General features: G+C 68.9%; 31 protein-coding genes. 7 read left to right on the top strand and 24 right to left on the bottom strand.

The window, feature by feature from the left end:
* Positions 1-106: 106 nt before the first annotated feature.
* The 6 genes from CQ042_RS08110 to coaA all read right to left on the bottom strand — a co-directional run bounded on the left by CQ042_RS08110 (position 107) and on the right by coaA (position 6,114).
* Complete coding sequence (locus CQ042_RS08110) at positions 107-901, bottom strand: response regulator transcription factor (protein WP_105669974.1); 795 nt, start codon at positions 899-901, stop codon at positions 107-109.
* Entirely contained in the window at positions 898-1,395 is a 498-nt protein-coding gene (gene tsaE, locus CQ042_RS08115) for a tRNA (adenosine(37)-N6)-threonylcarbamoyltransferase complex ATPase subunit type 1 TsaE (protein ID WP_105669975.1), read from the bottom strand. Before tsaE ends, CQ042_RS08110 begins: the two co-directional genes overlap by 4 nt.
* Positions 1,392-2,498 (bottom strand): alanine racemase, encoded by a 1,107-nt coding sequence (alr, locus tag CQ042_RS08120; RefSeq protein WP_105669976.1) that lies wholly within the window; start codon positions 2,496-2,498, stop codon positions 1,392-1,394. Before alr ends, tsaE begins: the two co-directional genes overlap by 4 nt.
* Positions 2,495-2,854, bottom strand: a complete 360-nt coding sequence (locus CQ042_RS08125; RefSeq protein ID WP_105669977.1) for a holo-ACP synthase — start codon at positions 2,852-2,854, stop codon at positions 2,495-2,497. The genes alr and CQ042_RS08125 overlap by 4 nt, the downstream gene beginning before the upstream one ends.
* A gap of 374 nt (positions 2,855-3,228) precedes the next feature.
* The gene (gene glmS / locus CQ042_RS08130) at positions 3,229-5,076 is read right to left on the bottom strand and encodes a glutamine--fructose-6-phosphate transaminase (isomerizing) (protein ID WP_105669978.1); all 1,848 of its coding nucleotides are present in this window, start codon (positions 5,074-5,076) and stop codon (positions 3,229-3,231) included.
* An 84-nt stretch (positions 5,077-5,160) separates the two neighbouring features.
* Positions 5,161-6,114, bottom strand: coding sequence for a type I pantothenate kinase (gene coaA / locus CQ042_RS08135; RefSeq protein WP_105669979.1), 954 nt, complete (start codon positions 6,112-6,114; stop codon positions 5,161-5,163).
* A 28-nt stretch (positions 6,115-6,142) separates the two neighbouring features.
* Here coaA and CQ042_RS08140 point away from each other — a divergent pair, with 28 nt between their 5' ends.
* Together CQ042_RS08140 and CQ042_RS08145 are read left to right on the top strand one after the other, a co-directional pair.
* A complete protein-coding gene (locus CQ042_RS08140) occupies positions 6,143-7,087 on the top strand; it encodes a Ppx/GppA phosphatase family protein (RefSeq protein WP_105669980.1) in 945 nt (314 codons plus the stop codon).
* A gap of 172 nt (positions 7,088-7,259) precedes the next feature.
* Positions 7,260-8,189, top strand: coding sequence for a helix-turn-helix domain-containing protein (locus tag CQ042_RS08145; protein WP_146115366.1), 930 nt, complete (start codon positions 7,260-7,262; stop codon positions 8,187-8,189).
* 50 nt (positions 8,190-8,239) lie between these two features.
* On the opposite strand, the gene glmM is transcribed toward CQ042_RS08145, so the two are convergent.
* The 9 genes from glmM to CQ042_RS08190 all read right to left on the bottom strand — a co-directional run bounded on the left by glmM (position 8,240) and on the right by CQ042_RS08190 (position 15,725).
* On the bottom strand, positions 8,240-9,598 hold the full coding sequence (gene glmM / locus CQ042_RS08150) for a phosphoglucosamine mutase (RefSeq protein ID WP_105669982.1): 1,359 nt from the start codon (positions 9,596-9,598) through the stop codon (positions 8,240-8,242).
* Between the two features lie 14 nt (positions 9,599-9,612).
* Complete coding sequence (gene rpsI / locus CQ042_RS08155) at positions 9,613-10,098, bottom strand: 30S ribosomal protein S9 (protein WP_017828210.1); 486 nt, start codon at positions 10,096-10,098, stop codon at positions 9,613-9,615.
* A 27-nt stretch (positions 10,099-10,125) separates the two neighbouring features.
* Positions 10,126-10,572, bottom strand: a complete 447-nt coding sequence (gene rplM, locus CQ042_RS08160) for a 50S ribosomal protein L13 (RefSeq protein ID WP_105669983.1) — start codon at positions 10,570-10,572, stop codon at positions 10,126-10,128.
* A 185-nt stretch (positions 10,573-10,757) separates the two neighbouring features.
* Positions 10,758-11,426, bottom strand: coding sequence for an endonuclease/exonuclease/phosphatase family protein (locus CQ042_RS08165; RefSeq protein WP_105670018.1), 669 nt, complete (start codon positions 11,424-11,426; stop codon positions 10,758-10,760).
* 13 nt (positions 11,427-11,439) lie between these two features.
* On the bottom strand, positions 11,440-12,363 hold the full coding sequence (locus CQ042_RS08170) for a hypothetical protein (protein ID WP_105669984.1): 924 nt from the start codon (positions 12,361-12,363) through the stop codon (positions 11,440-11,442).
* A gap of 1 nt (position 12,364) precedes the next feature.
* A complete protein-coding gene (gene truA / locus CQ042_RS08175) occupies positions 12,365-13,213 on the bottom strand; it encodes a tRNA pseudouridine(38-40) synthase TruA (RefSeq protein ID WP_105669985.1) in 849 nt (282 codons plus the stop codon).
* 35 nt (positions 13,214-13,248) lie between these two features.
* The gene (gene rraA, locus CQ042_RS08180) at positions 13,249-13,716 is read right to left on the bottom strand and encodes a ribonuclease E activity regulator RraA (RefSeq protein WP_105669986.1); all 468 of its coding nucleotides are present in this window, start codon (positions 13,714-13,716) and stop codon (positions 13,249-13,251) included.
* A 2-nt stretch (positions 13,717-13,718) separates the two neighbouring features.
* The gene (locus tag CQ042_RS08185; RefSeq protein WP_105669987.1) at positions 13,719-15,260 is read right to left on the bottom strand and encodes an APC family permease; all 1,542 of its coding nucleotides are present in this window, start codon (positions 15,258-15,260) and stop codon (positions 13,719-13,721) included.
* Between the two features lie 99 nt (positions 15,261-15,359).
* Positions 15,360-15,725 (bottom strand): helix-turn-helix domain-containing protein, encoded by a 366-nt coding sequence (locus CQ042_RS08190; protein WP_105669988.1) that lies wholly within the window; start codon positions 15,723-15,725, stop codon positions 15,360-15,362.
* 93 nt (positions 15,726-15,818) lie between these two features.
* On the opposite strand from CQ042_RS08190, the gene CQ042_RS08195 reads away from it, so the two are divergent.
* The gene (locus CQ042_RS08195; protein ID WP_105669989.1) at positions 15,819-16,664 is read left to right on the top strand and encodes an SDR family oxidoreductase; all 846 of its coding nucleotides are present in this window, start codon (positions 15,819-15,821) and stop codon (positions 16,662-16,664) included.
* A 65-nt stretch (positions 16,665-16,729) separates the two neighbouring features.
* On the opposite strand, the gene CQ042_RS08200 is transcribed toward CQ042_RS08195, so the two are convergent.
* The 9 genes from CQ042_RS08200 to CQ042_RS08240 all read right to left on the bottom strand — a co-directional run bounded on the left by CQ042_RS08200 (position 16,730) and on the right by CQ042_RS08240 (position 20,805).
* Positions 16,730-17,077 carry a hypothetical protein gene (locus tag CQ042_RS08200; protein ID WP_105669990.1) on the bottom strand — a complete coding sequence of 116 codons (348 nt, stop codon included), beginning with the start codon at positions 17,075-17,077 and terminating at the stop codon, positions 16,730-16,732.
* Positions 17,077-17,697, bottom strand: coding sequence for an Asp23/Gls24 family envelope stress response protein (locus CQ042_RS08205; RefSeq protein WP_105669991.1), 621 nt, complete (start codon positions 17,695-17,697; stop codon positions 17,077-17,079). Before CQ042_RS08205 ends, CQ042_RS08200 begins: the two co-directional genes overlap by 1 nt.
* The gene (locus tag CQ042_RS08210; protein ID WP_105669992.1) at positions 17,694-18,260 is read right to left on the bottom strand and encodes an RNA polymerase sigma factor; all 567 of its coding nucleotides are present in this window, start codon (positions 18,258-18,260) and stop codon (positions 17,694-17,696) included. Before CQ042_RS08210 ends, CQ042_RS08205 begins: the two co-directional genes overlap by 4 nt.
* Positions 18,261-18,383: 123 nt before the next feature.
* The gene (locus tag CQ042_RS08215) at positions 18,384-18,557 is read right to left on the bottom strand and encodes a CsbD family protein (protein WP_105669993.1); all 174 of its coding nucleotides are present in this window, start codon (positions 18,555-18,557) and stop codon (positions 18,384-18,386) included.
* A gap of 95 nt (positions 18,558-18,652) precedes the next feature.
* Positions 18,653-19,270 (bottom strand): hypothetical protein, encoded by a 618-nt coding sequence (locus CQ042_RS08220; protein ID WP_105669994.1) that lies wholly within the window; start codon positions 19,268-19,270, stop codon positions 18,653-18,655.
* Positions 19,267-19,833 carry a hypothetical protein gene (locus CQ042_RS08225; protein ID WP_105669995.1) on the bottom strand — a complete coding sequence of 189 codons (567 nt, stop codon included), beginning with the start codon at positions 19,831-19,833 and terminating at the stop codon, positions 19,267-19,269. The genes CQ042_RS08220 and CQ042_RS08225 overlap by 4 nt, the downstream gene beginning before the upstream one ends.
* The gene (locus tag CQ042_RS08230) at positions 19,830-20,177 is read right to left on the bottom strand and encodes a hypothetical protein (RefSeq protein WP_105669996.1); all 348 of its coding nucleotides are present in this window, start codon (positions 20,175-20,177) and stop codon (positions 19,830-19,832) included. Before CQ042_RS08230 ends, CQ042_RS08225 begins: the two co-directional genes overlap by 4 nt.
* The gene (locus CQ042_RS08235) at positions 20,174-20,365 is read right to left on the bottom strand and encodes a DUF2273 domain-containing protein (RefSeq protein ID WP_105669997.1); all 192 of its coding nucleotides are present in this window, start codon (positions 20,363-20,365) and stop codon (positions 20,174-20,176) included. The genes CQ042_RS08230 and CQ042_RS08235 overlap by 4 nt, the downstream gene beginning before the upstream one ends.
* Positions 20,362-20,805: an Asp23/Gls24 family envelope stress response protein gene (locus CQ042_RS08240; RefSeq protein WP_258132142.1), complete on the bottom strand. Its 444-nt coding sequence runs from the start codon at positions 20,803-20,805 to the stop codon at positions 20,362-20,364. The genes CQ042_RS08235 and CQ042_RS08240 overlap by 4 nt, the downstream gene beginning before the upstream one ends.
* 175 nt (positions 20,806-20,980) lie before the next feature.
* On the opposite strand from CQ042_RS08240, the gene CQ042_RS08245 reads away from it, so the two are divergent.
* The 4 genes from CQ042_RS08245 (at position 20,981) to CQ042_RS08260 (ending at position 24,600) form a co-directional block, all read left to right on the top strand.
* The gene (locus tag CQ042_RS08245) at positions 20,981-21,592 is read left to right on the top strand and encodes a TetR/AcrR family transcriptional regulator (protein WP_105669998.1); all 612 of its coding nucleotides are present in this window, start codon (positions 20,981-20,983) and stop codon (positions 21,590-21,592) included.
* Positions 21,593-23,263, top strand: coding sequence for an MDR family MFS transporter (locus CQ042_RS08250; protein ID WP_105669999.1), 1,671 nt, complete (start codon positions 21,593-21,595; stop codon positions 23,261-23,263).
* A gap of 104 nt (positions 23,264-23,367) precedes the next feature.
* Entirely contained in the window at positions 23,368-23,670 is a 303-nt protein-coding gene (locus CQ042_RS08255) for a hypothetical protein (protein WP_258132143.1), read from the top strand.
* Positions 23,671-23,775: 105 nt separating this feature from the next.
* Positions 23,776-24,600, top strand: coding sequence for a CPBP family intramembrane glutamic endopeptidase (locus tag CQ042_RS08260; RefSeq protein WP_105670001.1), 825 nt, complete (start codon positions 23,776-23,778; stop codon positions 24,598-24,600).
* The last annotated feature ends 147 nt before the right edge of the window (positions 24,601-24,747 follow it).

Genomic DNA, 24,747 nt, shown 5'->3' on the forward strand with positions numbered 1-24,747 from the left:
GGCCGATACTGCGACTGGGGAACAACGCAGACGCTGGGGCCAGGCGAGTGGGGATTCGCAGGCAACCGGGACCGCGGCTGGGGAGCCGCGGTCCCGCCCCTCGGTGTCACAGGTCTTCGGCGGGCGTGAGCCGGTAGCCGACACCGCGCACCGTCTCGATGTACCGCGGACTCGTCGTGCTGTCGCCGAGCTTGCGCCGCAGGTTGGCGATGTGCGTCTCGATCGCCCGCTTGTCCGGCTCGCTCACATAGTCGTTCGACCCCTCCGGAGATCCGCGCAGTCCGCGCGCGAGATCGGCTTTGCTGCATACGCGCAGCTTCGCCTCGAGCAGGGCGGCGAGCAGATCGAACTCGGTGGGCGTCAGGTCGATCCGCTTCTGACCGATCAGGACCAGCCGTGTGTCGAGGTCGAGGCTCAGGTCGCGATGCACCCTGCCTCGCCAGGTCAGGACCGTGGCGCCGTCTGCCGCGGGGTCGGGATCCGCCGGGCGCGGAGCCTCGGCGAGGCGCGGATCCGCGAGACGAGGACGTCGGAGCAGCGCTTCGATCCGGGCACGGAGCTCACGCGGCCGGAACGGCTTGACGAGGTACTCGTCCGCTCCGGAGGTGAGCCCGAGGACCACATCGGACTCGTCGGAGAGTGCGGAGAGCATGATGATGAACGTGTCGCTGATCCGCCGGATGCGGCGGGCGACCTCGAAGCCGTCGATGCCCGGCAGGTTGATGTCGAGGGTCGTGATGACCGGACGATTCCGCTCGATGGCCGCGAGCCCCTCCAACCCGGAGCCGGCGAGGACGGTCTCGAAGCCGGCAGCGAGGAAGACCTCGTCCAGGAGCGAGCGCACTCCCGGATCGTCTTCGATGATGACGGCGACGAGTGCGGATGCCGATCCCGCCGTCATGCGATCGTCTCGCGCGTGATGGTGACGATCCGCGGAGCATCGGCGTCGAGCTCCGACGGGTCCAGCGCTGACGGGTCGAGGTCCGAGGCACCGACCGGACGCTCGAGCTCGATATCCCACCAGGAGTCGGCCAACTCCTCCGCCATGCCCCGCCCCCACTCGATGACCACCACCGAACGCCCGAGGTCGAGATCGAGGTCGTCGAGCTCCGCCCCCGATCCGAGCCGGTAGGCGTCGACGTGCACGAGGGGCGCGCGGCCGATCAGGGACGGATGCGTGCGGGCGATCACGAAGGTCGGGCTCTGCACGGGGCCGCGCACACCGAGCCCCTGCGCGAGCCCGCGGGTGAAGGTCGTCTTCCCCGCACCGAGCGGACCGGTGAGGATGAGCAGGTCCCCGGCCTCCAGCTGCTCGCCGATCCGGAACCCCAGCTGCTCCATCTCGTCGGTGGTCGCGATCTCCCGACGACCGAGGAATGCCGGATCGACGCTCATGAGGACCGCCGGGGCACTCGGGGGCCGATGCGCGTCACGATCTCGTAGTTGATGGTGTCCGCGGCGTCCGCCCACTCCGTCGCGGAGGGCACCCCGAGGGTGGGGTCGCCGAACAGCACCACTTCGTCGCCGATCGAGACCGGCCGGTCGCCCACGTCGACCACGAACTGGTCCATCGCGATCCGTCCGACGTTCACGAACCGACGCCCGCCGATCGAGACGGGGAGCTTGCCGGAGGCGTTCCGCGGCACACCGTCGGCATATCCGAGCGGGACGAGGACCAGGGTCGTGTCGCGGTCGGTGCGGTGGTCGTAGCCGTACGAGACGCCCGTCCCCGCCGGCACCCGGCGGACCGCCGCGATCGCGCCACGGAGGGTCATCGCGGGGCGCAGACCGAGTTCGGCGGAGCTGCGGTCGTCGAACGGGGAGAGTCCGAAGAGTCCGACGCCGATCCGCACCGCATCCAGGCGCATCTCCGGGAGGTCGATCGCCGCCGCGGTGGCGGCGATGTGACGGATCTCGGGGCGGATGCCGAAGGATGCCGCCGCGGCGACCCCTTCCTCGAACTTCGCGAGGGCTGCTCGATCGTCTTCCACCGAGGTGTTGGACAGATGGCTGAACAGTCCCACGATGCGCAGGCGTCCGATGCGCTCGAGGCGAGCGGCTTCGGCGAGCACGCGCCCCCAGTCGGCCGGGGCGATGCCGTTGCGCGACAGCCCGGTCTCGAACTTCAGGTGCACCCCGACCGGACGGTCGACCGCCGCCGCGGCGGCCGCGGCCTCGAGCTGGTCGAAGGACGAGATCCCGACCTCGACCCCCTGCGCGGCAGCATGCTCGAACCGCTCCCCCGGCGCGTGCAGCCACGCCATGATCGGCGCGTGCACGCCCTGTCTGCGAAGTTCGAGCGCTTCGGGGATCTCGGCGACCCCGATGCGGGTCGCGCCGGCGGCGAGGGCCGCGACCGCCGCTGTCGCCGCGCCGTGGCCGTAGGCGTTGGCCTTGACGACCGCGATCACCTCGACTCCGGTGAGTCGACGGAAATGCCGCACGTTGTCGGCGATGGCATCGAGGTCGATGGTCGCCTCGCGGAAGGGAACGGTCACAGCGGGTCTCCTTCGGCGACGACGAACGCGGCGGCGAGTCCCGCGTCGTGGGTCAAGGTCAGGTGCAGAGTGCGGATGCCGCGCTCCTCGACGACGGCGGCGGTCGAGCCGGAGAGGACGAAGTGCGGACGTCCGGAGGGTTCGGACGCGATCTCGATCTCGGTCCAGTGCACGCCGTCAGATCCGCCGAGCGCCTTGATCAGTGCTTCCTTGGCGGCGTAGCGCGCCGCGAGCGACGGGAGGCGGAGTCCGCGCTCGGACGGAGCGAAGAGTCGTTCCCGCAACCGCGGCGTCCGTGTCATCGTCCGCTCGAATCGTGGGATGTCCACGAGGTCGATGCCGGTGCCGATGATCACGTGCTCAGCCTATCGAGCATGCCCGGTCGTCGAGCGATTCGTCCGCTCGCTCCGCGCGGTCCGGCTGTTCGCGCGGTCCGCCGCTCCGCGCACCGTCTCCCCGAGCACCGTCTCCCCGAGAACCGTCTCCTCGAGAACCGTCTCCCCGAATGTACGCCGACACGCCAGATGTCGGACGGAACCGGGAAGCACGTCCGACATCTGGCGTGTCGGCCCCCGGTGTGTGCGTCGCGAGGGCATCGTCGGCGAAGGCATCGCGGCGAAGGCGTCGCGGCGAAGGCGTCGTCGCGAAGGCGTCGCGGCGGCGGCGTCGGCGCGGCGAAGTCGCCCCGCGGGACTGGAGGAGCGGAGGTCGAGCGACGCGACTCCGGGACCTACTCGACGGTGACGGACTTCGCGAGGTTGCGCGGCTGGTCGACGTCGAGCCCCTTCGCGGTGGCCAGTGCCATCGCGAAGATCTGCAGCGGCACGACAGCCAGCAGCGGCTCGAACATCGCCCCGGCGAGCGGGATGCGGATGACCTCGTCGGCGAACGGCAGCACCGCGACATCGCCCTCTTCGGCGATCACGATCACCCTGGCGCCGCGGGCGCGGATCTCCTGGATGTTCGAGACGACCTTCGAGTGCACGAGCGCGGAGTGGCGCGGCGACGGCACCAGCACGAACACCGGCTGCCCGGGCTCGATCAGCGCGATCGGGCCGTGCTTGAGCTCACCGGCGGCGAAGCCCTCGGCGTGGATGTAGGAGATCTCCTTGAGCTTGAGCGCTCCCTCGAGGGCGATCGGGTAGCCGACGTGGCGACCGAGGAACAGCACGGAGCGTGTGTCGGCCATCCAGCCGGCGAGCTGCGTGACGTGCTCCTGCTCGCTCTCGAGCACCTTCGCGATCTTCTCCGGCAGCGCGGCCAGCTCGTCGACGTCGACCGACGCGTCCGCGACCGCACCGCGCACCCGGCCCATGTGCAGGCCCAGCAGCAGGAGCGCGGTGATCTGCGCCGAGAACGCCTTGGTCGAGGCGACGGCGACCTCGGGGCCGGCGTGGGTGTAGACGACGGCATCCGACTCGCGCGGGATCGTGGCGCCCTGCGTGTTGCAGATCGAGAGCGTGCGTGCGCCGCGCTCACGGGCGTACTTCACGGCCATGAGCGTGTCCATGGTCTCGCCCGACTGGCTGATCGAGACGACCAGGGTGTCGGCGCCGATCACCGGATCGCGGTAGCGGAACTCGTGGGCGAGCTCGACGTCGACCGCGACGCGCGCCCACTGCTCGATCGCGTACTTCCCGACGAGGGCGGCGTAGGACGCGGTGCCGCAGGCCGTGATGATGACGCGGTTGATGCCGATGAAGAGCTCGTCGAGTCCGTCGAGCTCGGGGATGACGACCTGGCCGTCCTGGATGCGTCCGCGGATCGTGTTGGCGACCGCCTCCGGCTGCTCCGCGACTTCCTTGGCCATGAAGCTCGACCATCCGCCCTTCTCCGCGGCGGCGGCATCCCACGAGACGTCGAACGGCTCGGGGTCGACGGGCGTGCCGGCGAAGTCGGTGACCGTGACGGCGTCCGGGGTGATGGACACGATCTGGTCCTGCCCGATCGCGAGCGCCTTCCGGGTGTACTCGATGAAGGCGGCGACGTCGGAACCGAGGAAGTTCTCCCCCTCGCCCAGTCCGATCACGAGCGGCGAGTTGCGACGAGCGCCGACGACGAGTCCGGGGTGGTCCTGGTGCATCGCGAGGAGCGTGAAGGCGCCCTCGAGGCGGTTCACGACGCTGCGGAAGGCCCGCTGCAGGTCGCCGCCGTTTCCGGCGTACTCGCGCCCCAGGAGGGCGGCAGCGACCTCGGTGTCGGTCTCGCTGCGGAACACCACGCCGTCGGCGAGGAGCTCGTCGCGCAGGGCGGAGAAGTTCTCGATGATGCCGTTGTGGATCACGGCGAGCTTGTCGTGGTCGGCGAGATGCGGATGCGCGTTGCCGTCGGTCGGGCCGCCGTGCGTCGCCCACCGGGTGTGGCCGATGCCGGTCGACCCGTCGGGGAGCGGCGCGTCGACCAGCGAGTCGCGCAGCACGGCCAGCTTGCCCGCCTTCTTGCGCACGCCCAGCGCACCGTCCCCGTCGATGACGGCGACGCCCGCGGAGTCGTAGCCGCGATACTCCAGACGGGCGAGACCGGCGAGAAGGATGTCCTGGCTGGGGCGCGGGCCCACGTATCCGACGATTCCACACATGCGATCAAGAGTAAGGCGGGATTTTTGCGAGTCGTCCGTACTATCTTCGGCGCCCCACCGCGTCGGCATCCGCGGCCCAGAGCGTCAGAGCTTGCGCAGCAGAACGGTCTCGACGTCGTGGTCGGCGCCCTTGCGCAGCACCAGACGCGCACGGTGCCGTGTCGGCATCACGTTCTCGACGAGGTTGGGCATGTTGATCTCGTTCCAGTATCCGAGCGCCGTGGTGATCGCCTCCTCGTCCGTGAGGTGTGCGAACACGTTGAAGTACGACGAGGGGTTGCTGAAGGCGGCCTGACGCAGCGCGAGGAAGCGATCGACGTACCACTTCTCGATGTGCGCGGTGTCGGCGTCCACGAAGATCGAGAAGTCGAACAGATCGCTGACCGCGACGTCGTTCGGAGCGGGCGGGGGCTGCAGCACGTTCAGCCCCTCCACGATGACCACGTCGGGGCGTCGCACCACGACGTTCGCATCCGGGACGATGTCGTAGCGCATGTGCGAGTAGAACGGTGCGCGCACCTCGGTGGCGCCGCTCTTGACCTCGGTGAGGAACTCGATCAGCGCCCGACGGTCGTACGACTCGGGGAAGCCCTTGCGATCCATGATCCCCCGGCGCTCGAGCTCGGCGTTCGGGTACAGGAACCCGTCGGTGGTCACCAGCTCGACCCGCGGCGTTCCCGGCCACCGGCTCATGAGCTCGCGGAGGAGGCGGGCGATCGTCGATTTGCCGACGGCGACCGACCCCGCGACGCCCACGACGAACGGGGTCGTGGTGTCGTCCTCCTGGAGGAACGACGACGTGGCGGCCCCCAGACGCTTGGTCGAGGTCGCATAGAGGCTGAGCAGGCGGCTCAGCGGCAGGTACACCTCGCGCACCTCGGTGAGGGAGAGCCGGTCCCCGATGCCCCGCAGCTCGACGACCTCGGTCTCGGTGAGCGGCTGGTCGAGCCCGGCGGCCAGCCGCGCCCATTCCGCGCGACCGATCTCCCGGTAGGGCGACAGCGGGAGCGTGGGGTCGACGGTGGTCACGGAGTACATCGTATCGGGGGGCGAGTAGTCTCTTCCCGTGCGCCTGGGAGTCCTCGACATCGGATCCAACACCGTCCACATGCTGGCGGCCGACGTCCGCCCCGGTGGACGGCCGCTCGCGACGACGAGCGACAGGACGGTGCTGCGCCTCATGCGCTACCTCACACCCGACGGCGCCATCTCGGAGGAGGGCGTGGTCGCGCTCGAGGCCGCGGTCGCGCAGGCTCGTCGTGTCGCCGAGACCGAGCGCGTGGATGCGCTGCTGGCGACGGCGACGAGCGCCGTGCGCGATGCGCGCAACGGCGCCGACGTCATCGCCCGCATCGAGACTGCGCTCGGCCAGCCGCTGCAGGTGCTCGACGGCGAGACCGAGGCCGAGCTGACCTTCCTCGCGGTGCGCCGCTGGTTCGGCTGGTCGGCGGGGCAGATCCTGCTCCTCGACATCGGCGGCGGTTCTCTGGAGATCGCGGCGGGCGCGGAGGAGCTGCCGGATGCCGCGGCGTCCGTGCCCCTCGGCGCCGGGCGCATGACCGTGCAGTTCCTGCCGAACGATCCTCCGGGAGAGAGCGATGTCGCGAGACTCCGCACCCACGCGGAGACGACCCTCGCTGCGGTGCTTCCGCAGTTCCTCGCACTCCCCCGTCCCGATCACGTCGTCGGATCTTCCAAGGCCATCCGCTCCCTCGCGCGGCTGGTCGGTTATCCCGTGCCCGGCTGGTCGGGGAGCGAGCGGATGCTGCTGCCCCGGGCCTCGCTGGGCTCCTGGATCCCCCGACTCGCACGCCTGCCCGCTTCGGCCAGGCAGGAGCTGCCCGGCATCACCCCCGACCGGACGTTCCAGATCGTGGCCGCCGCCGTCTCTCTGCATGCGGCGATGACCGCGCTCGCGGTGGACGAACTCGAAGTCTCGCCGTGGGCGCTGCGCGAAGGCGTACTGCTGCGATACATCGAGCAGCTGAATTGGAGCGGCGCCCGGGACTGAGCGCCCCTGCGGAGTTCGCCGACACACCCCCTGTTGCCGTTGTGTCGGCGCCGGTATCCTCTGACGAAAGCGCACCTCCCCGGTCACCATCCGGAGATCGGGAAGGCGCGAACCGGGCGAACACCGTCCTCCCGGACGTGCCGTCCCATGGTCATCGGCGTCGGGGGGTGCTGTGAGTCCAGGAAGCGCGAGAGAAGTCGGCTCCGCAGAACTGCTCTCGCACGGTATCGGCGCGCTCGGCGACCGCCCGCCGCTCCGCGCCGTGGAGCGCACACCGGGTCCGGTGATCCTGCTGTCTCTGCACGGCGGCCCGACCGAGCTGGCGATCGACACCGTCGCGGCGCACCCGGACCATGCGGTCTTCGCCTTCGTCGACACGGTGCGCTCACCGTCGACGACCCGGACGGGACCGTGGGCGGCGCTCGAGAGCGGACTCGTGGTCGCCTCACCGGGGATCGCCCGCCGTGTGCGGTGCGAGGGCGCCTGGCGCATCACCGCCGCCTACGTTCCCCGCGCCGCCCTCGGCGCGGTCGGCGCTGCGCTGCCGTCGACGTCCGGAGTCTTCCCGCGTCGACGGCCGTTGGACCGCGCGATGCAGGCCTTCATCGAGCAGATCCTCGCCGCCGAAGACCAGGCGACGGCGATCGAACGGTACGCGATCGAGCGGCTGATCATCGAGATGAGCGACGCGATCCTGCTCGATCGCGTCGGCGAAGCCTCGAGCCGTCGTTCCCCTCGTGCCGCATTGCGAGACAGAGCCGTCGCGGTGATCACGCAGCGGTGCGGCGACCCCGGCCTGAATCCGGCGCTGGTCGCCCGCGAGGTGCAGACCTCTTTGCGCCAGCTCCAGCTGGTGTTCGCCGAGGCCGGGAAGAGCGTGGCGGGAGAGATCCGTCACCAGCGGGCGCAGCTCGCACGATCCCTGCTGATCGACAGCCGTTTCGATGTGCTGAGCATCGAGCAGATCTCGCAGCGCGCCGGCTTCCACTCTCCGATGAGCCTGCGCCGCGCCCTCGACGACGACTACGGCACCACACCGCGCGCACTCCGTGCGCACCGCAGCGCCGATCGGGACGCCGAACGCGAACCGGCCGGCCGCTGAGAGCAGCGACCGGCCGGTTCGAGAGGCTCTGTCAGCAGAGCGCCAGGGCGTCAGAGCGCCAGGCGCTCCTGCACGACCTCCGCGAGGCGTCCGGCGTAGGCGTGCACCGACTCCGCGTCCGCGGCTTCGACCATGACCCGCACCAGCGGCTCGGTCCCGGACTTGCGCAGCAGCACCCGGCCGGTGTCGCCGAGTTCGGCCTCGACGTCGCGGACGGCCTGCAGCACGACCTCGTCGTCGGCGACGCGATCCTTGTCGACGTCGCGCACGTTGATCAGCACCTGCGGGTACACGGTCATGACGGACGCGAGCTCGGCGATGCTCTTCTTCTGCCTCGCCATCTCGGCCACCAGGTGCAGTCCGGTGAGGATGCCGTCACCGGTGGTGGCGTACTCGCTCATGATGACGTGACCGGACTGCTCGCCGCCGAGTGCGTATCCGCCCTCGTTCATGTCCTCGAGGACGTAGCGGTCGCCGACGGCGGTCTGGCGCACCGTGATCCCGTGCTCGCGCATCGCGACATGCAGACCGAGGTTGCTCATCACGGTCGCGACGAGGGTGTCGTCGGTGAGATGGCCGCGCTCCTTCATCGACACCGCGATGATCGCCATGATCTGATCGCCGTCGATGGCGTTGCCCTCGGCGTCGACCGCCAAGCAGCGGTCCGCATCGCCGTCGTGGGCGATGCCGATGTCGGCGCCCAGACGGACGACGGCCTCGGCGAGGTTGTCGAGGTGGGTCGAGCCGACGCCGTCGTTGATGTTCCAGCCGTCGGGATCGGCTCCGATGACGGTGACCTCGGCGCCGGCGTCGCGGAACGTCTCCGGCGATACACCGGATGCCGCCCCGTGCGCGCAGTCGAGCACCACGTGGATGCCGTCGAGCCGGTTCGGGAGCGAACCGAGAAGGTGCACGACGTAGCGGTCCTCCGCGTCGGAGAACCGGTCGATGCGACCGACGCCGGCCCCTGTCGGGCGCAGCTTCTCGCCGGCCATCGCCTCCTCGATGCGCTGCTCGACGACGTCGGGGAGCTTGCGGCCCCCGCGCGCGAAGATCTTGATGCCGTTGTCGGGAGCGGCGTTGTGCGACGCCGAGATCATCACGCCGAAGTCGGCGTCACGGTCGGCGACGAGGAACGCGAGCGCGGGCGTCGGAATGACCCCGGCCTCGAGCACATCGACGCCCGATGAGGCGAGTCCCGCGGCGACGGCCGCGGTCAGGAAATGTCCGGAGACCCTGGGGTCCCGGGCGACCACTGCGGTGAGTCGCTTGCCTTCGGCCTTGCGAGCCTCCGCAGTACGGCCCTGGCCCAGGACGACAGCAGTCGCCTGGGCCAGGGTGAGCGCCAGGTCGGCGGTGAGGATGCCATTGGCGAGTCCTCGCACACCGTCCGTGCCAAAGATCGGCATCGGAGCGGTTGACCTTAACGCTTCGAGTACTGAGGCGCCTTACGGGCCTTCTTGAGTCCAGCCTTCTTGCGCTCCTTGACGCGAGCGTCACGCGAGAGGAAGCCGGCCTTCTTCAGGGTCGGACGGTTGTTCTCCTCGTCGATGCCGTTCAGCGAACGGGCGATGCCGAGGCGGAGCGCGCCGGCCTGGCCCGAGGGGCCACCACCGGAGATGCGCGCGATGACGTCGTATGCACCGGCGAGGTTCAGCACGGTGAACGGGTCGTTGATCAGCTGCTGGTGCAGCTTGTTCGGGAAGTAGTCCTCGATCGTGCGACCGTTGACCGTGATCGTGCCCGAGCCGGGGACGATGCGCACGCGGGCGATGGCCTGCTTGCGACGGCCGACAGCGGCACCCGGGACGCTGAGGACGGGGCGGGGAGCCGCCTCGACCACGTCGGTCTCGGGAGTCGACGTCGAGAAGTTCTGGGGGGTTTCGGTGGTGTCCTGGATGTCAGCCACGAGTATGTCCTTAAGTCTTTACGGCGCTTACTGGGCGACCTGGTCGAGGGTGTACGTCTGCGGCTGCTGCGCGGCGTGCGGGTGCTCTCCACCGACGTAGACCTTGAGCTTCGAGAGCTGCTGACGGCCGAGGCTGTTCTTGGGGAGCATGCCACGGATGGCCTTCTCGACAGCGCGGACCGGGTTCTTCTCGAGGAGCTCGGCGTAGGTGACCGACTTCAGGCCGCCCGGGTAACCGGAGTGGCGGTAAGCCAGCTTCTTCTGGAGCTTCTGACCGGTGAGCGCGACCTTGTCGGCGTTCACGATGATGACGAAGTCACCCGAGTCGATGTGGTTGGCGAAGGTCGGCTTGTGCTTGCCACGCAGGAGCGTAGCGGCGTGCGAGGCGAGGCGGCCGAGAACGACGTCGGTGGCGTCGATGACGACCCAGTCGCGCTGGACTTCGCCAGCCTTGGGGGTGTAAGTGCGCGTCACGATAGTGCTGCTTTCTTGTGTCGAACGGAGAAGTTCGTGAATCCCACTCCGGGGTGGTTCTTCCCGACGGGGAGGAACACGCCAGTGGAGGGCTCACGTTCGGACGATGCCCCTTCTCCGCGGACGGGGAAAGGCACCAAAGGGAAATCATACGCCACCGTGCGCCGTATGCCCAAACCCACGACTCAGTCGGGTGTGACCGTCACGAGGATCGGTCGGTGATCGCTCGCCCCCTGAGGCAGGGTCGTGATGCGCTCGATCTCGAACCCGGACGAGGTGGCGAAGTCGTAGTGACCGCGGAAGACCCGGTAGCGCGTGTAGGTGTGATCGTCGCTGAGCGAGAGCGCGTAGCCGTGGTCCCGCACGGCCTGACCGAGGTTCTCCTTGAAGATCGGATAGTTGTAGTCGCCGACCATCAGCTGGGGCAACCCCTCGCCCAGTGCCGCCAGCTCGGTGAGCGCGGCGCGGATCTGGTGCCGTCGCAGCGAGTTCAGCGCGGTCAGGGGCGCGGCGTGGAAGGACGCGACGATGAAGTCCTGGCCGTCGTCGATGTCGCGCAGCCGCGCCCCCAGCACACGTTCGTGCGCGGGCTTCGCGATGCGGTCGTGCAGCGACTTCTTGAGTCCGAGCATGCGGATCGCCTGCAGGTGGAACGTGCTGGACCGATAGAAGAGCGCGAGGCCGAGGCGGTTGCCCTGCGTGGCATCCGCGAGGACGAGATCTCCGATCCGAGCGGGCAGCGCCGGGACGTCGCACTCCTGCAGGCAGAGGATGTCGGGATCGTGCTCGCCGACGAGCGCCGCGAGCTCCCCTGCTGCGCGATGCTTCTGGAGGTTGTATGAGATGACCTTCATGATCGTCCCCACGCTACTCGTCCCGACCGTGGCCCCGCTCCGGATCGCCGTCGTACCCCCAGCGGATTCCGAGGATTCCCGGGCCGAACCCGTACCGTGCCACATGCACGGATCCGCTTCGCACGGACCGCATCACGCACGTGTAGTCCTCTCCCATCTCCGCATACTCCTCACACCAGCTCGGCTGCGCATCGGGCGGGAACCGGACCCAGATGAGGGTCTCGCGAGCGGGCCGCGACGTGGCGTGCCATGCCGACTGCCGCGATGGATACCCGGCCGGGAAGGTCTCGGTGAACTCCAAGAGAGTCGTGTCCCCCGCGGTGATCGGTTCGTCGAGAGCGATGACCACGCCCGAGAGCAGATGCCCCGGATGCAGGTGCTCCCGGTCGACACGCCCTCCGACGACGTCCGAGATGACGGACAGCACCTCGGTCTCCCGGGGAGCGACGTCGATGAGCGGGATCTCGGTGATGACCCCCTGCGTCGCCTGCACGAGCGAGCGCATGACGATGCGCTCGACCGCGCCGTCGGATCCGACCTGCACCGTCAGCTGGGTGGAGAGGTCGCGCAGCGTCTCCTGAGGAGAGGACCGCAATGCTGCCAGCGTCTCCGCGGTCTCGCGGTTCTCGCGTTCCTCGTCGAAGGGCAGTCGCGGCGGTGGCACCGCGCCGAGCCGCGCGGAGGGTCCGAGCAGCGCGCTCAGGTGACCCCGACGCAGTCTCAGTCGATCCTCGATACCCTCCACGACGCCGAGGGACTGCGCTCCCTCGGGTTGTCTGTCGCCGGAACGCCAGTAACTGAGCGTGGCCATCGACACGACGTTGCCGTCTTCCGCGAGCTGCTGGCGCAGACGAGCGAGGGTGATGCCGCGCTCGGAGACCGCCGCACGCAGAGCCGCCGCGAATGCGTTCGGCCGGTCGGCGGGCGGCGCGGTCATGTCAGCCGCTCGCTCCGTCGCGGCGAGCGCGGGTCTGCGTGGCGCGCGCCGACAGCAGCTCGTCAGCGGGGTAGCCCACCTCGGTCAGGATCAGTCCCCGTGCCGCCAGCACCTTGAACTCGCTGGTCCTGGTGAGGGCGTCGCGCAGCACCACGAGGTCGTCGACGTCGAGGCGCCCCTCCCCCACGGCCACGCAGGCGCCGACGAGCGCACGCACCATGCTGTGGCAGAACGCGTCGGCTTTGACCTCGGCGACGAGCACGCCGTCGGCATCGCGCTCCCAGCGATAGTCGAGCAGGGTGCGGATCGTCGTCGCCTCCTCGCGAGGCTTGCAGTATGCCGCGAAGTCGTGCAGCCCGATGAGGGTGCGAGCCGCAGCATCCATCGCCGGTCCGTCGAGACGACCGCGGACGGTGGTCGTGTCATGGCGGCGCAGCGGATCGAATCCGGTCCGGGTATCGGCGAGACGGTAGCGATAGCGGCGCCAGACGGCCGAGAAACGGGCGTCGAACCCCGCGGGAGCGATCGACGTGCGGGTGACCGTGACGTCGGAGTAGGCGCCGAGCACGCCGCGCATGCGCCCGGCGATGGTCTCGGCGGGCTCCAGCGGCGCACGTCCCTGCCTGGCCTCGATGCGCGACCACTGCTTCTCGTCGAGGTCGACGTGCGCGACCTGACCGCTCGCGTGCACGCCGGCATCCGTGCGACCCGCGACCACGAACTGCACGTCGGAGCCCACGATCCGCGCGAGCGCCGCCTCGAGCGTGCCCTGCACCGTGCGGAGCGTCGGCTGCTTCGCCCACCCGCGGAAGTGGGTGCCGTCGTAGGCGATGTCGAGCCGGATGCGCACGGAGCCAGCCTAGGACAAGCGCGCCGGCGCGACCTTCAGCGCTCGACGAGGATGCCGTCCTCGTCGCTGTAGAGGTGGGCGCCCGGCCGGAACACCACTCCCCCGAACTCGAGCGTGACTTCCACCTCGCCCGTCCCGAGTTTCGTGCTCTTGCGTGGGTTCGTGCCCAGCGCCTTGACCCCGAGGTCGAGGGCGTCGATCGCGACACGGTCACGGATGACGCCGTTGATCACGACACCCGCCCAGCCGTTCGCCACCGCCGAGGCCGCGATCAGGTCGCCCATCAACGCGCGCTCCAGCGAGCCGGCCCCGTCGACCACGAGCACAGCCCCGTCTCCGGGAGCGGCCAGCACGGACTTCACGAGCGCGTTGTCCTCGACGCAGCGGACGGTGCGGATCGGGCCGTCGAACGCCGCCCTCCGCCCGAACGAGCGCAGCTGCAGCGGGAGCGACTGGATGCCCTCCTCGCGCTCGTCGTACAGATCGGCGGTCGCGACCGGCATCCTCAGATCCCTCCGTCGATCGAACGGATCGTCACGGCCGGCTCGTCCGGCACCATCACCTGCGTCTCACGGTTCAGGCTCTCGCCGCGGAAGAACCGCTTGGACCGCGGGAACAGGTACCAGAGGAACATCAGCACGAGACCGAAGGCCAGCGAGCCGACCCCGATCACGAACGTGCCGCCGATGCCGAAGAGGACCGTGTAGCCGTAGTCGACGTCCCACATGTCGATCGCGGACTGGATGAACGCCCACGCCAGCATGAGTCCGCCCAGCAGCGGGAACAGGCCCTTGAAGAAGAACTCACGGGCGGAGGAGGTCAGGTCCTTGCGGAAGTACCAGACGCACGCGAAGCCGGTGATGGCGTAGTAGAACGCGATCGCGAGGCCCAGCGACAGGATCGAGTCCTGCAGGATGTTGTCGCTGATCAGCGTCATCCCCACGTAGTAGACCGAGGCGACGACGCCCATCACGATGGTCGAGAACGACGGAGTCTTGTAGGTCGGATGCACGTCTTTGAACTTCGCCGGCAGGGCACGGTACACGCCCATCGCGAGCGTGCCGCGAGCGGTCGGCAGGATCGTGGTCTGCGTCGACGAGATCGCCGAGATGATCACCGAGACCACCAGGACCCAGCCGAACGGACCGAGCAGTCCGTCCTTGATCGCGAGGAAGAAGTCGTCGGCATTGGCCTCGTTGCCGAGCCCGGTGCCGTCCTCGCCGAGACCGGCGTACATCATGGCCGCGATGGTCACGGCGACGTAGGTGAACAGCAGGATGACCGTGGTGAGCAGCGCAGCGCGGCCCGGGATGCGCTTCGGGTCCTTGGTCTCCTCGTTGAGTGCGAGGCAGGTGTCCCAGCCCCAGTAGATGAAGAGCGCGAGGAGGATGGCCTCGGTGAACCCCGACCAGTCGGTGAACGCGAACGGGTTCATCCACTCCCAGTCGAAGGGGGTCGGGTTGGGCGCGGTACCGGCGAAGAACTGCCAGAGCGCCGTGACGACGAAGATCGCGAGCGCCAGGTACTGGATGCCGAGCAGGATGTTCTGGATCCGCTCGCCGATCTCGACCCCCCGCCAGCTGACCCACGTCATGGCCGCGATGAAGGCGACCGCGACCAGGACCACTCTCCAGTCGTCGTTCTCGAGGTCCTGGCCGATCAGCGACCAGAAGTAGACCGAGGCGATCTGGGCGAGGTTGGCGAGCACGACCATGCCGGCGACGGCGACACCCCAGCCGCCCATCCAGCCCACCCAGGGGCCGAACGCCTTGGTCCCCCAGGTGAAGGTCGTACCGCAGTCGGGAACAGCGTTGTTGAGTTCGCGATAGGCGAAGGCGATCAGGAGCATCGGCACGAACGCGATGATGAAGGCGATCGGCGCCTGCGCACCGACGGCGAGCACCACGAAACCGAGCGTCGCCACGAGCGAGTAGACCGGTGCCGTCGAGGCCAGACCGATGACGGTCGATCCCCAGAGTCCCAGTGTTCCCGCAGCCAGACCCTTGCCGTCGGGTCGTTCCAGATGAATCGGCGTCGTTGCTGCCATGTCAGAACAGTAGGGCCACCGCGGTTATCGCGTCAACGAGTTTCTTCGACCGAGTGAATCCGCAGCAGAAAACGCCCCATCACGACGGAATCCGCAGAATCAGCCCCTTCCGAGCATCCCGTCCGCATGGCGGGCCACCCACTCCATCAGGGGCAGCATCCGCTCCATCAGGTCGCGACCGAGAGGCGTCAGGCTGTACTCGACATGGGGCGGAACCGTCGGCAGCGATTCGCGATGCACCAACCCGTCCTCCACGAGGGTGCGCAGCGTCGAGGCGAGCATCTTCTCGCTGATGCCGTCGACCTCCCGGCGCAGCACTCCCCACCGTCGCGTGCCATCGGACAGGGAGGAGAGCACCAGCACGCCCCACTTGCTCATGATGTGGTCGAGGATGACGCGCGTGCCGCAGTTCTGATCGAAGACGAACGGAGTGGATTCCTTTATCTGCGCGAAACTAACCGTCATGTGGGTACCTTACTTCAAAGTGGGTACCCGTCGATAGGAATGCGGAAGACACATCCGCGGGTTGTCGAGGGTGTCACCTACGAAAGGACCCTCATGACCATCCTCGTCACCGGCGCGACCGGCAACCTCGGCCGCCTCATCATCGCCAGCCTGCTCGAGCGCGGCGCCGACCCGCAGTCGATCGTCGCCGGAGCTCGCGACACCGCGAAGGCCGCCGATCTGGGTGTGCGCGTCGTGCACCTCGACTACACCGACCCCGCATCCGTCGACGCGGCCGTCAGGGGCGTCGACACCGTCGTGCTGGTCTCCGGCTCCGAGGTCGGCCGCCGCGTGGCCCAGCACCGGGCGGTCATCGAGGCCGCGAAGGCCGCCGGCGTCTCCAAGTTCATCTACACGAGCGCTCCGAAGGCGACGACGAGCGACCTGATCCTCGCGCCGGAGCACAAGGCGACGGAAGAGCTCATCGCCGCCGCAGGGCTGCCGGCCGTGATCCTCCGCAACAACTGGTACACCGAGAACTACGCCGCCGATCTCGCCCGCGCCGCCGAGACGGGTGTGCTCGCCGCGGGCGCCGGCGAGGGACGCGTCGCCTCGGCGAGCCGCAGGGACTTCGCGGATGCAGCGGCCGCGGTGGCGCTCGAAGACGGGCACATCGGTGGGGTCTACGAACTGGGCGGCGATGTCGCGTGGACCTACGGCGACCTGGCCACCGCCTTCTCCGAGGTGACAGGACGCGAGGTCACGTACGTGCAGGTGGCCTTCGACGACCAGGTCGCGGCGCTGCGCGAAGCCGGTCTCGACGAGGGCACCGCGGGCTTCGTCGCCGCGCTGGACGCCGGGATCAAGGGCGGCGCCCTCGCCGACGCCGACGGTACGCTCGCGCGTCTGATCGGGCGCCCGACCACTCCGCTCGTCGAGGGCCTGCGCGCGATCGCCTGATCGACGCCGGAAGACCGGGCGCCGCTCTCCCCCAGAGAGCGGCGCCCGGTGGTATCAGCGGCCGGTCACGACACGCCGCGCGATTGCACGTGCGCGACGGTGAGCGTGATGCTCTCCCGACGCAGGCCCCGCGCGCCGAGCACCCCGTCGACGGCGGCGTGCACGGCGTGCATGACGTCGGCCGATCTCGCACCGGCATCCACTCCGAGGGATGCCTCCACCGCGACCGCGTCGCCCACGAAGGCGACAGAGACGATCGGCTCCTCCTCCGCGCGCACCCCGATCGCCTCCGCGCCCGCGCGCAGCAGGTTCGAGATCAGCGATCCGGACCGATAGACGGTCCGCACGCCCGGTGTCGCCCGCACGGCCACCTCGATCGCGGCGGCGAGTCCGTCGCGCCCCTCGGGGGTCATCAGCTCTCCTCCGTCCACGACGACGCCTCCCGGATGTCTCGGACCGCGATGTCGATCGCGACGATGTTCAGCTCGGTGTGCGCCCGGAGGCTGCGGCCGACCTCGGCCCGGAGCTGCGCGGCGACCAGCGGGATCGGCTGCCCGTGCAGCGCGCTCGCATCGATCTCGACCCGGATCGGAGCATCTGCGATCGTCACGTCTCCGTCGAGTCGGCACCGGCCGATGAGCAGACCGGGCACGGCGTTCTCCGCGGAGCGGATGAGACCGCGTACTGCTCCTTCGGTGATCCCGAGCTCCACGTCCGGGTCCGGCGAGTCGAAGGGGATGCGCCGCCCAGCGCGGGCGTCCATGGCGATGCCGTTGAGGATGCGATCGACCCAGTTCTCGTCCACCTCCGGTTCGGCGGCGGTATCCGCGGCGATCAGCTCGGCACCGAGCCCGTGCAGCCGCTCCAGCGCGTCCAGCGCCAGCTGACAGCCGGGCGATTCGTCGATCGAGCGATCGGCTGGCAGGCGTCCGGCGTCGAGGTAGTCGGTGAGCTCGTCGAGCGTGTGCCCGTCGAGATCCGTCGGTTCCAGACCGAGCCGGCGGACTTCCGGTGTCCCACTCTCATCGGTCATCGCCACTCCTCCATCCGTACGATCATGTATTTCCGGGCACGGGCGAGCAGTCCCCGCGCTGTCGACACCGGGATGTCGAGCTCTTCCGAGATCTCCTCGTAGGTGTGGCCGCCGATCTCGCGCAGCACCCAGCACTCGCGCTGCGCGTCGGGAAGCTCGCGAAGTGCGGCCCCGAGGGCGGCGACTCCCGCGCGCACCTCGACGACGGCTGACGGAGAGGCGTGCAGCGGTGCCGGGCGGTCGATCGAGTCGATGTCCACCGCAGGCCGGATGGCGCGGATGCGATCCACGGCCTTGCGACTGACGATCCTCATGAGCCAGCTCTTGACCTTCGCGGGATCCTCGAGCTCTCCGAACCGCTGCCACGCGGTCACGAACGACTCCTGCACGATGTCGTCCACGTCGGCGGAGGCGTTCAGCATCCGCTGCGTGTAGGCGCGCATCATCGGCGTGTACCTGCGCACGAGAACCGCGAAGGCCTCGACATCGCCGTCCATCGCACGCCCCGCGACGATGCCGTCATCCGCGTGTTCGAGTGCCCTGCGAAAGCGTTCGTCTTCCATCCACCCCACCCCTCGATCCGATCCCCTGAGGAATTCGGAACGGACGCCCCACCGGATCGGATCATCTCCTGCCGACCTGGGAGGTATCGGGGAGCGGCTCGGGTGAGCCCCTCCCCCCACCCGTCACTTCTTGAACGCGTCCTTGACGTTCTCGGCCGCGTCACGGACTTCTCCCTTGGCCTGCTCGGCCTTGCCCTCGGCGACGAGCTTGTCGTCGTCGGTGACCTTGCCGACGGTCTCCTTCGCCTTCCCGGCGACCTTCTCCGCAGCGGCCTTGATCTTGTCTTCCGCACCCATGGCGTCTCCTCCTTCTCGTACCGGCCCCGGATCTCGGGGTCGAATCCTCGCGCAGGACCTCCGCGCGTTCGTGTGTCCGGGCGCGATCGCGCCCGTTACCGCACCCGCGTCGGCGACCGGAACCCGTCGCGCCAGCGCCGATCCGACAGGTGCAGCATGATCGGCATACGCACCCCGAGGAGCTCGTCCCACTCGCGGACGGCCGCCTCCGCCGCGGCGACCACCGCACCGAGAGGGGCGCCCGGTCGCACCGTGACGGCGAGCTCGACGGCCCGCGTCCCGCCGATGCGGTAGGCGCCGGTCCGTGCCGAGAGCACATCGGGGCGTCTCATCAGCGGCTCGGTGAGCACCGCTTCTGCCACGTTGCGATCGACCGTCGTCCGCCCGCCGGCGACGTCGACCTCGAGCACCGTCTTCGACCTGCCCCGATTCCGCGTGCCGAGGAAGGCCAGCAGGAGCACGATGAGGATCACGACCGCCGCCGCCGCGATCAGCAGCGGAACGGACACCGTGCCGGCACCCGGAACCTGCCACGTCCACCCGGCCAGTGCGTCCTGGACATCCCGCGCGGCCGACGCGGGTCGCTCGATCCACGCCGGCGGATTCCCTGCGGCGAGGACTCCCGCGGCGACCGCGCCGGCCCCCACGACCAGCAGGACGGCACCGACGACGAAGAGCAGTACGCGGTTCGTCAGCCTGTTCGTCGCATTCATGCGATCACTCCGTTCGCTTCGACGAGCACACGAGGGGTCGCGGTGAATCCGATGCCGACGAGGGTGTCGTCCACTGCCGACTCCGCTGCGGATCGATCGACCGGGATGCCGCTGGTCGGCGTGATCCTGACGGCCACGGTCCGTCGCCCCACGGTGACGGCCACCCGGCTTCTCTCGACGCGGACCCGTCGTGCCACAGCCTCGGCGATCGAGTCTGCGATCACCCCGTCGTCGACGAGGAGGGCAGTCCGTTCCGTCATGCGCGCCCGGCGGGCCCGACGCCCCGGCAGCACGGCGAGCGCGAGAAGCACGAGGGAGAGGACGACGACGACCGCACCGGCCCCGAAAGGCACGACCTGCGGCTGGTCCTGGAGCGCGAGCCCGTCGAGCCAGCGGACGGCTCCGGCGCGGAATCCTCCGTCCACCAGCCACCATGCCCCCGCCACGAGCAGCGCGAGGAGCAGCACGATGCCGATCGCCGCGACCACCGTCGCGGGAGCCGTGCGCGGCGCATGGGTCTCCCGACGGAGAACGCGCCGATACGTCGCCTCTTCCTTCGTCATCTCACCCTCTTCTCGGTGCTCCGGCGGACCCCCGAGTACCGGATGTCCACGGTGCCGACCTCGCGACCGGCCAGCTCCCGCATTCCCTCGATCAGTCCACGCCGGAGCTCTTCACCGCTCTCGACCAGATTTCCTCCGCGCTCCGCGGCCCTCGCCACCGGAACCGTGACCGCGATCCGCAGCGCGCCGCGGCGATCGGACAGCTCCACCCCGACATCGCGGACCGAAACCCTTGCGGCGTCGCGGGCGATACCCGTGGCGAGTCGCTGCAGCGCGCGAGCCGTGAAGGTCGTCCGCCCCGGGACGATCTCCTTCACCGCTTCGACCACGCCGACGGCCGTCATGACGACGAGCGCCGGCCTCGGAAGACGTCGGCGAGCGCGCGCACGTCGATCCGACCGTCGATGATGCGGCCGGCGACCGCGCCGATCAGCATCGCCAGCGCCACGAGCACGAAGGCCCAGAAGCCCAGGACGACCCAGGTCAACGCGAGCACGGCCGCGGCCGCCGCACCGATCACCGACGCGTTCACTGGACTCGCGTCTCCTGCGTGTCGTCGCCCTCGTCGTCGGAGGGGATGTGCACGTCGTTGACGGTCACGTTGACCTCGGCGACCTCCATGCCGACCAGTTCCACCATCGCGCGATGGATGGCCGCGCGGACCTCGTCCGCCACCTTCTGCAGCGACACCGGATACTCCGCGACGATCGTGACGTCGACCGCCACCTGCGTCTCGCCGACCTCGACGCTGATCCCCTGCGACAGGTCGGTCGTGTTGAGCGCATCGCGGATCGCTCCCACCATGCGCGCGGCGCCCCCGCCGAGTGCATAGACGCCGCTGACCTCGCGAGCGGCGATGCCGGCGATCTTCGCCACCACCGCGTCCTCGATCGTGGTCTTCCCCGCAGCAGCCCCCAGCTGCGATGCGACGATCTGAGCCTTGGGCTGAGTGCCACCAGTCACGTTCGCCATCTTGCGCTCCTTCATCCGTGTGTCCGCCTCCGGTGCGGAGAGCGGGTCGCCGTTCAGCGACACCACTAGGACGGATACCGCACGGAGAACGTCACAGATTGATCAGAATTTCTTTTCCTTTCGAGAGCCGTGCCTCACAGTGCACTCCAAGGTTCAGAGTGCAATATTGCACTTCATGAGAGACAGTGCATATTCCTTGCGAGAGCAACGCAAGCGGGAGACGTCTCGTGCCCTCACCGATGCCGCACGTCGGCTGACGACGGAGCGAGGGTTCGCCGGGTTCACGATCGAGGAGCTGTGCGCGGAGGTCGGCGTCTCCCGGCGCACGTTCTTCAACTACTTCGAGAGCAAGGAGAACGCGGTCTTCGGGTTCACGACGATCGACTCCCGCCAGGAGGCTCTCGAAGAGGAGTTCACCGCTCAGGACGGCGACCTCCTCGACGACTTCCTCCAGTTGACGATCCGCCGCTTCGAGCTCTTCAACCCGGTCGAGGACGCCCCCGCGCTGTTCGCCGTGATCGAGCAGGAGCCGCGCCTGCTCAAGGCCGCGTTCGAGCAGCTCGCGAAGAACGAACGGCGCGACATGGGCCTGATCCTCCGCCGTATTCCGGACGCGGCCGATGCCGAGCTCCGCGCCGAGGTCATCGTGCACACGGTCGGCGCACTCGTGCGGATGAGCATGGACCAGCTCCTGCACCACCAGTCCCCCGAGCCGTTCAGCGACCTCATCACGCGGCGCCTCGATCTCGCCCGTTCCCTCTACGCACCATCACAGAAAGACCACTGAATGTCCGCCACCGCCACGAAGGATGCGCCCTTCCTGCTCACGAAGCGCCGCATCTGGATCATCTTCAGCGCCCTCATCGCGGGCATGCTGCTCTCCAGCCTCGATCAGACCATCGTCTCCACCGCCATGCCGACCATCGTCGGGCAGCTCGGCGGCGTCGACCACCAGGTCTGGATCACCACCGCCTACCTGCTGGCCACGACCATCGTGATGCCGATCTACGGGAAGTTCGGCGACGTCCTGGGGCGGCGCAACCTGTTCCTGGTCGCGATCGCGCTGTTCACGCTGGCCTCGGTCGGCTGCGCGTTCGCCACCGACTTCTGGATGTTCGTCGTGTTCCGCGCCCTGCAGGGCCTCGGCGGCGGCGGTCTGATGATCCTGTCGCAGGCGATCATCGCCGACATCGTGCCCGCCAACGAGCGCGGCAAGTACATGGGTCCGCTCGGCGCCGTCTTCGGGCTGTCTGCCGTCGCCGGCCCGCTCCTCGGCGGCTACTTCGTCGACCACCTGACGTGGCAGTGGGCGTTCTACATCAACATCCCCGTCGGCATCGCCGCCTTCATCATCGCGCTGGTGGCTCTGAAGCTGCCGAGCAAGAAGGCCGAGAAGCCGATCGACATCTTCGGCGTCATCTTCCTCTCCATCGCCACCACCTGCCTCATCTTCTTCACCGACTTCGGCGGCGACAAGGAGTTCGGCTGGGACTCGCTCGCCACCTGGGCGTGGGGCGCCGGGCTCGTCGTCGCGGCGACCGCGTTCGTGATCACGGAGTCGCGTGTGCAGGACCCGATCATCCCGCTGAGCCTGTTCCGGAACCCGATCTTCGTGAACGCCACCGCGATCGGCCTGGTGCTCGGGATCGGGATGTTCGCGGCGATCGGCTTCGTGCCGACGTTCCTGCAGATGTCGTCCGGTACGTCTGCCGCGGAATCCGGTCTGCTGATGATCCCGATGATGGTCGGCCTCATGGGCACCTCGATCTTCTCGGGCATCGCGATCTCCAAGACCGGCAGGTACAAGATCTATCCGATCCTCGGCACGATCATCACCGGTATGGCTATGGTCTCGATGACCACGCTGTCGGCGGCGACACCGATCTGGTTGATCTGCGTCTTCCTGTTCGTGTTCGGCGCCGGGCTCGGCCTCATCATGCAGGTCGTCGTCCTGGTCGTGCAGAACGCGGTCCCCGCCGGCGAGATCGGCACGGCCACGAGCACGAACAACTACTTCCGCGAGGTCGGTGCGTCGCTGGGAACCGCGGTGTTCGGCACCATCTTCACCACACGGCTGACCGAGAACCTGCTCGGCGTCTTCGCCGGCGCCGGCGCCTCTCCGGATGCCGCCTCGGAGGCCGCATCGACGATCGATCCGTCGACGCTCAGTTCTCTGCCGGACGAAGTGCGCGAAGGCATCGTCACCGCCTACGCCGACGCGCTGGCCCCGGTCTTCTGGTACCTCGTACCCTTCATCGTGCTCGCACTGCTGCTCTCGCTGTTCCTCAAGCAGATCCCACTCTCCGACCAAGCGGGACTCGTCGCCCGGGGAGAGGCGATCAGCGGCGACGAGGCGGAGCGGCTGGAAGCCGAGCAGCGCGGCGGCGGACGGGCGGAGGCGGTCGCCACGGCGGATGCCGGGTCTGCGGACACCGGCTCGACTCCCCTGGTCCGCTGAGACCTGCGGCCCCTGCCCCCTCTGGAGCAGGGGCCGCAGTCTGTCAAGGGGCTCCCGTTCTCCGCGCGGATCGGTCATCCTGCATCGTGGGGACAGCGAGGAGAATGATGGAGCACGATCCGCACCGGAGGTTCACGCTGGTGGAGGTCAGCGCGACCGATTGGGCGATCCACGATCTGCAGTACCCGGAGAACGACCACCGCAGAGTCGTCTGCACGATCTTCGAGGATGCCCCGACCGAAGTCGAAGTCCTCTGGCGACGCGACCTCCCCCTCGCGCTGCGCTACTCCACGGCCGAAGACGTCCTCGATGCCGTGCGGAGGTTCCAGGACACCTCGCGCGCCACACGCCCCATCCCGATCCCTCATCTTCCCCCGGCGCGAGACTCGAAGAGGTTCCGCAGATAGCACGTCCGACACTCCCCGGAGCTTCCGGATGGACGCGACCGAACGCCGTGCGCCAGACTGTCGAGTAGTCGGCCGCCCCCACCCGCCGACGGTCTGGAGCGCTCCATGTCCACCCCCGCGGCCATGTCCCCTTGGAAGACGTTCTGGGAGAAGGGCGGCTGGTGGCGCGCACTCGTCCTCGCGGCCGTCTACTTCGTGCTCTACGACCTGCTCTCCCTCGCGTTCACACCTCTCGCCCTCCAGCTCGACGATCCGACCGGCGCCGCCGCAGTCGTCGTCTACTACGTCCTGCCGCTCATCGTCGGCGGCCTACTGCTCGTCGCATTCATCACGTCGGTCGGATGGTGGCGCGAGATCTTCGGACCGCAGCCGATCCGCGGCGGGGGCTGGATGTGGATCGCGATCGTCGTCGTCCTGCTCTTCAACATCCTGCGCTTCGCGACGATCGACTACGGCGACGTCGGCTTCGACGTCGTGGCCACCTGGCTGCTGGCCGGACTCCTCATCGGATTCGCCGAAGAGGTACTCACCCGCGGCCTCGTCGTGAACCTCGCTCGCAAGGCGGGATACCGCGAGATCGTGGTCGCGGTGATCTCCGCCGGTGTGTTCGCCGGCCTGCACGCCGGGAACCTGCTGAACGGGCAATCGCTCTTCGCGACGGCATTCCAGCTCGTCTACACCTTCGCGTTCGGCATCCTGATGTACCTCGCCCTCCGCGTGACCGGAACGATCATCGCGCCGATCCTGCTGCACGCCAGCACCGACCCGAGCATCTTCCTGCAGACCGCGCACCCCGCGGAGGGCGCACTCACCGGGGTCGCCGGCTTCGGCAACATCGTGGTGATCGTCACCGGATTCGTATTGATCTTCTTCATCCGCGGCCGCGTCGGCGATGCGAAGCCGTCGTTCGCCGAGGAGCGCGCCGCGTGACGACGCTTCGCTCCTGGTGACACCGCGTCCGGATCGGCCTCGCGATCTCCGGCTGTTCGCCATGCTCGTCGGAATCATCGGCGTCGCCCTGGTGTCGTCGTCGAACGGGAGGGGTCAGGGTCGTCGGATCGGAGAGGAGTGCCGGCG

Origin of the sequence: Microbacterium sp. MYb62 (assembly GCF_002979475.1) — a bacterium.
GTDB lineage: Bacteria > Actinomycetota > Actinomycetes > Actinomycetales > Microbacteriaceae > Microbacterium.